Raw genomic sequence first — 11,907 nt, forward strand, 5'->3', positions numbered from 1 at the left:
GATGGCCGCCTGTCGATGACCGCCCTTAGCCCTATTTTAACCGGTACAATCCGCGCACAGGCCGCGCAGTTCCACCACGGGGCGCACATTGGCGAATCCGGCGCGCACTCCCGCCTCGCGCAGGGCGCCGGTCAGCCGGTCATCGTCCAGATGGCTGGCCGCGCCGCAATCGTCGCAGATCAGGAAGATGCAATCGTGGCGGCACCCGGGGTGCGTGTTGGCGAGATAGGCATTCGCGCTCTCGATCCGGTTGGCAAGATTGGTGCGCACGAACAGGTCGAGGATGCGGTAGACGCTGTTGGGCGCTACCCGCTTGCCGCGCGCCTGCCCGACGCCATCGGCAATGTCATAGGCGCTGGCGGGCTTGTCGTAAGACGAGAGCACCCGGAACACATCCTCGCGCATCGCGGTCCATTGTTCGCCCGCAGCTTCCAGCACGCGTCCCGCCTCGTCCACAAGGCCTTGCCCGGAATGTTCGGTGTGGTGCGAATGATGCGCGTGGTCAGCCATGTCGCGGATATAGTGCGAGAGGCGCAGGCCTGCAAATCACCCGGTCAGGAAAGCGCGCCGATAAAGCTGCGGGAACATGGTGCGCAGGGCTTCCAGCTTGGGCGCATCCCAGCGGCGGATATAGGGATTGTCGGGATTACGGTGCATGAAATCCTGATGATATTCCTCCGCCTCGTAGAAGCGGCGCGGCTCCTCAATCGCCACGACAATGGGATCCGACCACACGCCCGAACGGCCCATCTGCCGGATATAGGCCTGCGCCACCGCGCGCTGTTCGGCGTTCAAGGGGACGATGGCCGTGCGGTATTGCGGCCCGCGATCCGGCCCCTGCCGGTTGAGTAGCGTGGGATCGGCCCCCACCGAAAACAGGATCTGGAGCAATTGGTCATACCGAACGACCGCCGGATCATAGACCACCCGCACCGCTTCGGCATGATCGGTAATGCCCGAGGCAACAAGGCGATAGCGCGCCTGCGCTTCTGTCCCACCGTGATAGCCCGAAACGGCACTGCGCACGCCGCGCGTATGGCTGAAAATGCCTTCAATGCCCCAGAAACAGCCGCCCGCGAAGATCGCGGTCTGAAGCCCGGTTTCCTGCGCCTGCCGGGTGGCAACCGGCGCGTTGAACGCGACTTCGGCGGATGACGGGACCGCCGTAAGCGCCGCAGCGCCCAGCGCCAGGGCAGCAAAGGCAGCCTTCCACTTCATCGCGTCACACGGCTCCCATTTGCGGCAGGATATGCGCCGCCAGCACCGCTGCTGTTACACCGAAGCCCAGGAAGAATGAACGGTAAAGTTCCGCGGTGAACAGGCCCATTGCCTCCACCCCTTTCGTGCAGTTTGCGTCAGGACTGCATGGCTAGGGCAGCAGGTCTTGCCATTCACTGAATGGGGTGAAATCACCCGTTCAGGAAGAGGCGGGCCGACCCGGCCGCGCGATCAATGGCGGAAATGGCGCATTCCGGTGAAGACCATGGCGATTCCGGCGGCGTCCGCTGCGGCGATCACCTCGTCATCGCGCATTGCCCCGCCCGGCTGGATCACCACGCTGGCCCCGGCCTCGATCGCCACATCGATTCCGTCGGCAAAGGGAAGGAAAGCGTCCGATGCCATGGCGCTGCCGGTGGTGCGCGGCGCATCCCAGCCGGCGGTCTCCGCCGACTCGCGCGCGCGGATCGTGGCGATGCGGCCCGAATCGCGGCGATTCATCTGGCCTGCGCCAATCCCGGCGGTGACGCCATCCTTGGCAAAGACGATGGCGTTGGACTTCACGTGCTTCGCCACCTTCCATGCAAACAGGCAATCGGCCAGTTCCTGCTCGGTCGGCTGGCGCTTGCTCACCACTTTCAGATCGTCCGCGCCGATGATCCCGGCATCGCGCGATTGCACCAGCAGGCCGCCGGCAATCGTCTTCATCTGCAGGCCGGGGCGTGCCGCATCGGGCAGGCAATCGACCAGCAGCAGGCGCAGATTCTTCTTCGCGGCAAAGGCGGCAATCGCAGCATCATCCGCGCCCGGCGCAATCACCACTTCGGTGAAGATCTGGCAGATCGCCTCGGCCGTGGGGCCATCCAGCGCCACATTGGTCGCCACGATCCCGCCAAAGGCCGACACGCTGTCGCACGCGAGCGCCGCCTCCCACGCGCCCAGCAGCGTCGGGGCCTGCGCCACGCCGCACGGATTGGCGTGCTTGATGATCGCCACCGCCGGGTCGCCGCCCTTGAATTCGGCAATCAGTTCCAGCGCGGCATCGGCATCGTTGAGGTTGTTGTAGGACAGTTCCTTGCCCTGCACCTGCCGCGCCTGCGGCACGCCGGGCGTGGATGGGCCGCGCGGCACATAGACCGCCGCGCTCTGATGCGGGTTTTCGCCATAACGCAGCACATCGCCGCGCGCGAAGGCCAGCGGCAGCGTAGGGGGGAAAGCCTCGGCCTTCAGCGCCTCTGCCCCCAGCGGATTGGTGAAGGCATCGGCAAAGGCGAACCAGCCCGCAATCGCCGCGTCATAGGCCGCCGTCAGCGCATAGGCCTTGGCCGCCATGCGGATGCGGAAGGGAAGGCTGGTGCCGCCTTCCGCGTCGATCTCGGCGAGCAATTCGGCGTAATCGGCGGGATCGGTCAGCACGGTGACGAAAGCATGGTTCTTGGCGGAGGAGCGCACCATGGCCGGGCCGCCAATGTCGATATTCTCCACCACCTCGTCGCGGCCCGCGCCCTTGGCCACGGTCGCTTCGAAGGGGTAGAGATTGATCACCAGCAGGTCGATTGCGCCGATCCCGTGCTCGGCCATCGACGCCAGATGGCCTGCATCGTCGCGCACGGCCAGCAGGCCGCCATGCACCACGGGATGCAGCGTCTTGACGCGGCCGTCCATCATTTCGGGAAAGCCGGTGAGTTCCGCAATGTCCTTTACGGGAAGGCCCGCATCGCGGATCGCCTTGGCGGTGCCGCCGGTGGACACCAATTCCACGCCGCGCGCCGCCAGCGCAGCCGCCAGTTCCACAATACCGCTCTTGTCGGACACCGAAAGGAGTGCCCGCCTGATTGCCACCGTGCTCATGCGTAATGCTATCCCATCTTCTTCAGCAGCCAGGCAAAATTGCCGCCGCCGCGTGAAACAAGCCCCTGGATCACCAATTGCTGCGCCGCGTGGGGGCGGCCATCGCCATCGACGAACAGGCTTTCCTCAACTTCCAACGTATCGGCTCCGGTCAGGAATTGCCAATAGCTGCCATCGGGCAAGGCCAAGGTCGCACCCTTGCCGTTTTCGCCCAGCGAAAGGCGCACCTGCGGCCCGAGGTGAAAGCGGATGGCATAGGGCACCTTGCCCGTCTTGCCGCCGCGGCCCGAAGGAACCAGCAGGTCTTCGCCGCGCAATTCGCTGCCATCGTCGCGCAGGATCAGGATGCGCCGGTGCACCAGGCCAAAACGCTGGGCATAGCCATCATGGCTGGCCTCGATCCTCGTCGCGCCGCCCTTGGCCGATCCACCTCCCGGCGATGTGCCACGATCGAGCGTGATGACGCGGCGATCCACTTCCACCTCGCCCACGCCCGCGCCCAGCTTGCCGTTGATCAGCACCGCGGTTGAATTCGCCTCGCCCAGCGCCAGCGTGGAATGGGCAGCGGTGGCGCGCAGGCCCTGCTCGATGCGGATCGGCACCTGCCCGCCGGCAAAGCCCGCGCCGCCGCAATTGGTAATCAGCCGGTATTCGCCGTGGCTGAATTCGAAAGCGAGGGTGGAGGCGCAGCCATGCCGTGCGTGGCGGGCGAGCGGCGGGGGCGAGGTATCGAATTGCAGCACCGCCAGCTTGCCCCCGGCGCGCGCCGCGACCCGCTGATACCCCCATTGCCGCGCATCGCGCAAAGGCCGCGTGCGCACGCCGCTGGCGCGCACCAGCGCCTCGATCCGCTCTGCGCTCACCGCGCCCGCGCCCTGCCAATTGCCGAGGCTCCCGTCCGAATGCAGCAGCGCCAGCAAGGGCGGCACCAGCAGGCCCAGCATCACTTCCAGCGCGCGGGGCGGATCGCGCCGCACCGCGCGGTAACAGGCGGCCAGATCCACCAGCAGCTCAATCGCTTCTAGCTGCCCCAGCGGGCTGCGCGACAGAACGCCGCCATCATCGCCCACCAGATCACCCAGCGCGCGCACCAGCCCCGCCTCCCCAAACAGGCGGCGCGGCTTGCCTTCGGGCAGCAGCAGGCCCGCCGCCGTAATCGCGCACCAGCCTGCCACTTCGGCCAACCGGTCGTCCGCACGGGTGACGTGCCGGTCAAGATAGCGGGCCGTATCCGCAATGGCATCCAGCATCTGCTGGCGTTCGGCCTTGTCGGCGCTGGACAGCAGCAGCGGCGCGTGCACCAGCCAGCCCATCAGGCGGTGCGCGGCATTGTCCACTTTCCACGCCGGGCCGCGTCCGGCCTTGTGCGCGGGTTCGGGATTGGCGAGGCACCAGGCAGCAAGGATACGGCGGGCAACGGGCGCGCATTGCGGCAACGTCCCGCTGGCCGACAAATCGCGCAGCCAGCCAAACCCATGGACATAGCGCTCGAAAGGTGGGGTCAGCTTGGCGACCGGCGCCATATCGACCTGCCCGATCGGCGCCTTGACGCCGTGAACCAGAAAATGCCCGGCACGCAAGCCCATTCCTGCCACCCGGTCACCTGCCACCGGGCTTTCGACCACCGCCAGCAGGCGCGGGCGCAAGGGCTTGCGGAAGGGCGCGGCCAGCGTGGAGCCGGGAATGCCCAGCCGATAGGCGAGGCGGATGAGCCGTTCGCCCGCGCCAATTTCGGGTGGGTTGAAATCGGTGAGCGCCAACGCACGGCCGGGCGGAGCAGCGGGCGCGGGCTCACCCACACCCGGCACTGCGGAAGAAGAAGGCGGCAAATCCTGTCGCAGCACCAGTTCCTCGCGGCGGCCATCGTCCAGCGGCATCACCATCTGCCGATTCCCTTCCGGCCCATTCCTGGCGGGCGCGCTGCGGATCCGGGCAGACAGATCACCCACGCTATTGCCCCCTCAGCGCCCGGATATTGGCGGCATAGTGATCGGCACCGCCGGCGAAAGTGGCCGATCCCGCCACCAGCACATCCGCGCCGGCCTCCACGCATTGGCGCGCGGTTTCGACATTGACCCCGCCATCCACCTCGATCAGGACATCCAGCCCGCGCTTGTCGATCATCTGGCGCACCGCTGCAATTTTCTTCAGTTGGCTGGGGATGAAGCTTTGCCCGCCAAAGCCGGGATTGACGCTCATGATCAGGACCAGATCGATCTCCTCGATCAGGTAATCGAGCATCTTGGCCGGCGTTCCGGGGTTGAGCGAGATGCCAGCCTTCTTGCCATGCGCCTTGATCGCCTGCACGCTGCGGTGAACGTGCGGCCCGGCTTCGGGGTGGATGGTGATGATATCGGCGCCTGCGGCGGCGAACTGCTCGATCCACATATCGACCGGCGACACCATCAGGTGCACATCGAACACCTTGGCGCTGTGCGGGCGCAGCGCCTTCACCACGGCAGGCCCGATGGTGAGGTTGGGCACATAATGCCCGTCCATCACATCGACATGGATCCAGTCTGCGCCGGCGGCGTCAATCGCGCGCACTTCTTCGCCCAGCCGGGCGAAATCGGCGGACAGGATGGAAGGGGAGATCAGCGGGGTGGCCATGGCTGACTTCAGGCGATAGGCAGCACGCCCGCGCGGGGCAAGGTGCGAACACGCATTTTCCACACAGGGAAAACACGCATATGGACAAGATGATGGATCGGCACGCCCGGCCGACTTTGCCACAGGCTTGCAAGCCGCTTCACACCCCGTTCACTGGCGTTCTGGCAAGTGGCACGGCAAGGAAAGGGGGATGTTCATTCCCGCCCATGCATTTGAACACGACAGGATCTGCCATGCGTTTGTCTTTCAGCCGCCTTCTGTCCGCACTTGCCGCGCCGGCTGCACTGCTTGCCCTGGCCCTGCCTGGCAGCGCCGCGCAGGCGCAGTATCATCAGGAAATCCGCAACGACATGGCGGTGTGTCGCGGCGCGGGCCCGGCGGTGCGCGTCAATGTCAGCGGCATCAAGAACGCACAGGGCACGGTTCGTGCGCAGATATACCGCGCGACGCAGGCGGACTGGCTGCAAAGCGGGCGGTGGATGTACCGCATCGAACTTCCCGCGCAGGCAGGCAATATGAGCTTCTGTATGCCGGTGCCGGCCAACGGCTCTTACGCGGTCGCAGTGCGGCACGATGTCAACGGCAATGGCAGCACGGACTTGCGCACCGATGGCGGGGCGATGTCGAACAATCCCAGCATCAACATTTTCAATCTGGGTCGCCCCAGCGTTTCGCGCACCGCATTTGATGTGACGGGCGTCACCACGATAAACATTACCATGCGCTATATGTAGGCGGTGCCGGGGGCGCGTCAGCGCAGCTTTCCCTCGCGCCACAATTGCCAGATGACGCCCGGCGCGGCGAGCACGGGATGCGCCTCGCGCCAGGGTGTCATGGGAATGTGGATGCCGGTGTGGCGCTCCACTTTCCAGGCGACATAGCGGCCCGCCCCGTCAAAGGTGCGAGCCGCGCGCAGCAGGCGGGCAATGTTGAGCGGCTTGCCCATGCGCCGCCGCCGGTTCCACCAGCGCAGCACCGCCGCGCGCCGCGCAGGGGGAAGGTCGGGGCGGATGGCGCCATCTGCCTCGCACGCAACGGCGATGCCCTGCGCCGTCAGCGCGGCGCGCAGCAGGCCGGCGAAATGTGCGGCATTGGCTTCGAGAATGGAATTCTCCCGCCCCGGTTTTTCCACCCGCAGTTCGGCCCGGTAGGTAGCGCGGAACAGAGCGCGCCAGAACTCCTCCTCCGTGCCGCTGACAGGCCCGCAGGCCGCAGCCAGCCGCGCTGCCGTGCGGGCGGCTTCGCCCAGCGCGTCCAGCACCTGCGTCTCCACACCGGCGCTGCCTGCATGAACCAGCGCGCAAGGCTGGACGAAGCGCGCCCAGATGGTGGTGTCGAGCGTATCGCCCCGACACGCCTCGGCAAATTTCGCAAGGGTCATCGCCGCGATCTTGGCGCGCAGCGTTTCCCCCTCGTGCTGCCATTCGCGGTAGGAGACGCGCGGCCACAAGCCCTTTTCCGCCGGGCCGGGCAGCAGCAGGTAGTAATCGAGCACCCCGTCGAGCGAACCGGTGCGCAGATTGGAGCCATAGAACAGCACCGCCGCATGCCCGGCTGCGCCGCTTTCCCGCGCCAGACCCTGCGCGAAACCGGTGATCGCCGGATGCACCTCGCGCGTCAGAACGCTCGCAAGGCGCGCATCAAGATCGGCACTGCGGTCGCCTGTCACGGGACAACGAAATGCAGGCGCGGGCCAAGCCGCACCTGATAGGAGCCCGCCGGAAAGGCCTCCCCATCCAGTATGAACCGGTCGGCAATTTCCATGTCGAACCGGTCCAGCCCATGCGCCTGAAAGCCCAGCCGCCGCGCGGCCTTGCCCGCCCTGCCATAGAAGATGGCGGGCAGGCGCAGCAGGAGCGCGCGGCGCGGCGTGTCGAGCACGCCCATGCGCAGCGGCGCATCAATCCCCTTGAACGGGCACAATCCCACCGGAAACCGTTCCAGCGTGCTGGCAAAGACCATATACCGTTCGTCCAGCGGGCCGCCGCCAGCGTGCGGCAGTTCCGCCCCGTCCGGCCCGCGCAGCCGCATTCGCGTGCCGCGCCGCCAGACATTGCCCGCACCGCCAAACAGCGCCTGCAGCACGCTCCACGCCGTGGTAACGCCCACGGCAGCAGCGTTGAACGCGCCGAAATCATGCGCATCCTGCCCCAGGCTGATGGCCTGGGTGAAGGCGCCTGCGCCCAGCACGAAGCCGCGCACCTGCGCCGCGTCATTGTCGGTTTGCGCAACCACAATTGGGTGCCGCGCTGCCACGCTTTGCCGCCGCGCGGCATCCAGCGCCTCGGCCAGCGTCCAGCCGGGCGCAACGCCCAGATCATAGGCCAGCGCATTGGTCTTTCCGCTGGGCAGCACGATCAGCGTGGGCCACGCATCGCCAAACACGCTGGCCCCGCAGGTCAGCACATCGCGCACCGTCCCGTCACCGCCGTCAACCACCAGCAGATCGACGCCTTTCGCGGCGAAATCGGCGAGGATCGCGGGCAGTTCGTTGCGTTTGCCGGGCGAGGCGAGGAGCACGCCCGGAATATCACCGGTATCGGCCTTGCGCCCTTCATTCCCGTGGCTGCGCGGATTGCGGATCACGCCAATCAGCGGATCGGCGCGCCTGGTGGCCCGCAAACTGGCAGGCGGTTGCGCTCCGCCCGAGGGCTGCGCGCCATCGGCCTCGTGCAATTGGTCGAACAGATGAATGGCACCGTGCATCTTGCGCTGCCTTAACCACGCAACGGGCAAAAATACATGGCAAATGTGCGTAAAGCAGGGCGTGCCCTTGGCGATTTGTCGCAAATGTGCCCGGATGCGGACGCTTTGCCGTCTGGCCTTGGGCAAGAGGGCGCGATAGGATGCCGTCCATGCTGACATCAAGCCTTCTCGCGGCTGCGCGCGATATCGAACCCCGGATCGTGGCGCTGCGCCGCGCCATCCATGCCGAACCCGAACTGGGGCTTGATACCCCGCTCACTCTGGCCAAGGTGCGCGCCGAGCTGGCCGATCTGCCGCTCGAATGGCGGGAAGGCACATCGTGCACTGGCGCGGTCGCCACGCTGAAAGGCGGCAAGTCCGGGCCTGCCGTGCTGCTGCGCGGGGATATGGACGCGCTGCCCATGCCCGAAAACACGGGGCTTCCCTTTGCCTCCACCATTCCGGGCCGGATGCACGCCTGCGGGCACGATACGCACACCGCCATGCTGGCAGGCGCGGCGCGCATATTGGCTGCACGGCAAGGCGAGATCGCAGGCGAGGTGCGGTTCATGTTCCAGCCGGGCGAAGAAGGCTGGCACGGCGCACGCTACATGATCGAGGATGGCCTGCTCGATCCGCTTCCCGATGCGGCCTTTGCGCTGCACATCATGCCCAATTCGCCGCACGGCGTGATCGCGGGCAAGAACGGGGCGATGCTGGCTGCCGCCGACCAGTTCGACATTGTGGTCAAGGGGCGCGGCGGCCATGCCAGCCTGCCGCACGACACCGCCGACCCGGTGCCCGCCGCTGCTGCCATCGTCACCGCGTTTCAGGCGATGGTCACACGCCGCTTCTCTGCCGCAGAGGCAACCGTGGTGACCGTCTCGATGATCGAAGCCGGAACGGCGCACAACATCATCCCCGATCACGCGAAGATGCGCGGCACGATCCGCACACTCTCGCCCGAACGCCGCGCGGCCGTGCACACGGCGCTCACCGAAGTGGCCCAGCACACCGCGCGCGCGCATGGCTGCGAGGTCGAGGTCACGATCATGCCCGGCTTCCCCGTCACGCTCAACGATCCGCGCGCGGTGACGCTGGCGGAAAACGTAGCGAAGGAAATGGGCGGCGAGGAAGGCTGGCAGCGGCTCGCCCATTCGCTGATGGGGGCGGAAGACTTCTCCTATGTGCTGGAGAAAGTGCCCGGCGCGATGCTGTTTCTGGGCGTGGCAAAGGACGGGGCGGACCGGAAAAGCTGCTGCGGCATCCATTCCAGCCGCATGATGGTGGACGAAAGCGCCATGCCCAAGGGCAGCGCCTTTCTTGCCGCTTGCGCGATGCGCTATCTGGAGCGCGGCTGGGAATAACCGCCCATCAATCGGCCCGAATGATCCCCTGTTCGCGCATCCACGCAAACAGGCGCGGCCCCCACAGGTCCACGGTCATGCTGAAATTGGGCACCTGATAGATGTGCAGTTCGGCGCTTTGATAGGCGTCGTTCCAGATGCGGAAGGCCTCGATCAGCCCGTCGGTTACCGCCCCGTGCTCGGCCTCCACCGCCAGGAACAGCGGCGGCGCGCCTTCCCATGTCGCCACATCCTGCAAGGCGGGGCCGTAGATCGAGACAAGGAAATCGGGCTGCTCCTCTGCCGGGGCATCGCGGTCCAGCAGCGCGCCGAACGCCACCCCACCGCCCGCCGATGTGCCCATCACCCCGATGCGGTCAGGGTCGATATTCCACGCGGCCGCATTGCTGTGCAACAGGCGCAGCGCGGCCTGCGCATCCTGCGTGGCAAGGCGCAGTACTTCGTCCATCGCGGCATTGCCCTGCGCCGGATTGGCATTGCCGTTGACGATGGTCATGCGCGGAAAGCGGGCGGGCGACGCACCTTCGGGGCGCGGCGGCGGCGGCGCGCTGGCGCGTTCGATCTGGTCGGGCGTCAATTGCAGCGTGCGGTATTCGAGCAGCATCACCGCGACGCCTTGCGCCACCAGCGCCTCGATCTCGTCATACAGATCAGCGCCCGTGCCCAGCACGCGCAGGCCCCCGCCGGGCAACATCACCAGCGCCGCGCCGCTTGCGCGTTCGGGGCGGGGCAAATGCAGTTCATAGACCGGCTGGCTGGTGTTGTAGACCTGTCGCCGTTCGCCATTCACGATTTCCACCCGTTCCTGCGTCCAGTGCTCGGAACCGGGCGCAGGGCCGTCATACAGCGGCAGCCGCTCCGAATGTGCGAGGACAGGAAGGGCAGCCAGCGCGGCCAGGGCGGCGCATATGCTCAGGATCAGGCGGCGCATTGTCTCTCCCCCCTTGCGGCCGCCAATCAGGCGGGCGTGAAGCGCAGCGGCGTGCTGGTCGGCCCCAGTTCGGGCAGGCGAGTCATTTCCAGCTCGCCATTCAGCGCCATGGCGCTGGTGCGGGCGAGCAGCTCTTCCAGAAAGATGCGCATTTCCAGCCGCACCAGGCCGGCGCCTGCGCATTGGTGTGCACCCCGGCCAAAGGCAAGATGCTGGCGGATATTCTCCCGATCAAAGCGGAAGGTGTCGGGATCGTCGAACACGCGCTCGTCCCGGTTGGCGGAGGCGTAAACCATCGTTACCGGCGCGCCTTCGGGGATCACGCGCCCGTGCATCTCCACCGGGCAGGTGGTGGTGCGGGCAAAGCCGCGATAAGGCGAATAGAGGCGCAAAAACTCCTCCACCGCGGCCGGGATGCGATCGGGGTTCTGCCGCAGGTAATCCTGCAAGTCCGGGTTGCGCACCAGATGCACGCAAATTGCGCCGAACAGCGGCGGCGGGGCCATCAGGCCCACCACCAGCACCTGCCGGATGGTGGCGATGACATATTCTTCGGGAATCGGCCCATCGGGCGTTTCCTCGGCCAGCAGGGCGGAGGCAGGATCGGTCTCCACGGCACGCGGATTGGCCTTGCGGTCTTCCACCACGGCGGCGGCCACATCATAGAGCTTGCCGCTCGTCTCGGCCACCGCATCCATGTTCTCGCTGCGCCAGGCAATGTTGTAGAGGCGCGCGACCTCGGCCAGCAGCGGCGCGTGGCCGGGATCGAGGTTGAGCCATTCCACTTCCACCCAGGCAGGGTAGATGGTGGCAAAATCGCTGGAAATGTCGCCCTGCCCCGCATCGATCATGCGCTGCAATTCGCGCTGCGCATGGGCGCGCAGAACCGGCTCCATCGCGGCAATGCGCGCCCCGCGCAGCGTGCGGTCGAGCGCGCGGCGGAAGGGGGTATGTTCGGGCGGATCCTTGCCCAGCGGCGGGCGCCGCTTGCCCAGCGACATATTGGGGATGACGTTGATTTTCGAGGTGATGAACCGGTCGTAATCGGTCACCGCGGCCACGATGTCGTCGAAACGGGTCAGTGCGAAAAAGCCGCCATGCGCACTCGACCAGGCGACCGGGCATTCGGCACGCATCCGGCGGTATTCGGCGTGCGGGCTGTCGAAGGTTTCCTCCACATGGGGATCGAAATCATCCCGCATGGCCACGTCAGAACTGCCTTCGGTCACACCTGTCCCCTTGAGC

Annotated in this window: 11 protein-coding genes; 2 read left to right on the forward strand and 9 right to left on the reverse strand. The window is 66.6% G+C overall.

All coding sequences use genetic code 11. The annotated features are described in order from the left end of the window. Nucleotides 1-36 precede the first annotated feature (36 nt). From WFP44_RS12460 to rpe, 5 genes are all read right to left on the reverse strand, one after another. Entirely contained in the window at nt 37-510 is a 474-nt protein-coding gene (locus tag WFP44_RS12460; RefSeq protein WP_336926886.1) for a Fur family transcriptional regulator, read from the reverse strand. 36 nt (nt 511-546) lie between these two features. Further along, nucleotides 547-1,218, reverse strand: coding sequence for a peptide-methionine (S)-S-oxide reductase MsrA (gene msrA / locus WFP44_RS12465; protein WP_336926887.1), 672 nt, complete (start codon nt 1,216-1,218; stop codon nt 547-549). Nucleotides 1,219-1,449: 231 nt separating this feature from the next. Next, nucleotides 1,450-3,069, reverse strand: a complete 1,620-nt coding sequence (purH, locus tag WFP44_RS12470) for a bifunctional phosphoribosylaminoimidazolecarboxamide formyltransferase/IMP cyclohydrolase (RefSeq protein ID WP_336926888.1) — start codon at nt 3,067-3,069, stop codon at nt 1,450-1,452. An 8-nt stretch (nt 3,070-3,077) separates the two neighbouring features. Continuing rightward, the gene (locus WFP44_RS12475; RefSeq protein WP_336926889.1) at nt 3,078-4,952 is read right to left on the reverse strand and encodes a heparinase II/III family protein; all 1,875 of its coding nucleotides are present in this window, start codon (nt 4,950-4,952) and stop codon (nt 3,078-3,080) included. 67 nt (nt 4,953-5,019) lie between these two features. After that, nucleotides 5,020-5,679 (reverse strand): ribulose-phosphate 3-epimerase, encoded by a 660-nt coding sequence (rpe, locus tag WFP44_RS12480; RefSeq protein WP_336926890.1) that lies wholly within the window; start codon nt 5,677-5,679, stop codon nt 5,020-5,022. A gap of 233 nt (nt 5,680-5,912) precedes the next feature. Between rpe and WFP44_RS12485 the strand changes: the two genes are divergently transcribed. Next, nucleotides 5,913-6,413 carry a DUF2141 domain-containing protein gene (locus WFP44_RS12485; RefSeq protein ID WP_336926891.1) on the forward strand — a complete coding sequence of 167 codons (501 nt, stop codon included), beginning with the start codon at nt 5,913-5,915 and terminating at the stop codon, nt 6,411-6,413. A gap of 17 nt (nt 6,414-6,430) precedes the next feature. Here WFP44_RS12485 and WFP44_RS12490 read toward each other — a convergent pair whose 3' ends face one another. Next, nucleotides 6,431-7,348 carry a hypothetical protein gene (locus WFP44_RS12490; RefSeq protein ID WP_336926892.1) on the reverse strand — a complete coding sequence of 306 codons (918 nt, stop codon included), beginning with the start codon at nt 7,346-7,348 and terminating at the stop codon, nt 6,431-6,433. Continuing rightward, nucleotides 7,345-8,385: a diacylglycerol/lipid kinase family protein gene (locus WFP44_RS12495; protein ID WP_336926893.1), complete on the reverse strand. Its 1,041-nt coding sequence runs from the start codon at nt 8,383-8,385 to the stop codon at nt 7,345-7,347. The genes WFP44_RS12490 and WFP44_RS12495 overlap by 4 nt, the downstream gene beginning before the upstream one ends. A gap of 149 nt (nt 8,386-8,534) precedes the next feature. On the opposite strand from WFP44_RS12495, the gene WFP44_RS12500 reads away from it, so the two are divergent. Then, nucleotides 8,535-9,731: a M20 metallopeptidase family protein gene (locus WFP44_RS12500; RefSeq protein WP_336926894.1), complete on the forward strand. Its 1,197-nt coding sequence runs from the start codon at nt 8,535-8,537 to the stop codon at nt 9,729-9,731. Nucleotides 9,732-9,738: 7 nt separating this feature from the next. On the opposite strand, the gene WFP44_RS12505 is transcribed toward WFP44_RS12500, so the two are convergent. Continuing rightward, nucleotides 9,739-10,662 carry an alpha/beta hydrolase gene (locus WFP44_RS12505; protein ID WP_336926895.1) on the reverse strand — a complete coding sequence of 308 codons (924 nt, stop codon included), beginning with the start codon at nt 10,660-10,662 and terminating at the stop codon, nt 9,739-9,741. 26 nt (nt 10,663-10,688) lie between these two features. Then, nucleotides 10,689-11,864, reverse strand: a complete 1,176-nt coding sequence (locus tag WFP44_RS12510; protein ID WP_336926997.1) for a cytochrome P450 — start codon at nt 11,862-11,864, stop codon at nt 10,689-10,691. Nucleotides 11,865-11,907 lie beyond the last annotated feature (43 nt).

The sequence above is a fragment of the Alteraurantiacibacter palmitatis genome, assembly GCF_037154115.1.
Taxonomy (GTDB): Bacteria; Pseudomonadota; Alphaproteobacteria; order Sphingomonadales; family Sphingomonadaceae; genus Alteraurantiacibacter; species Alteraurantiacibacter palmitatis.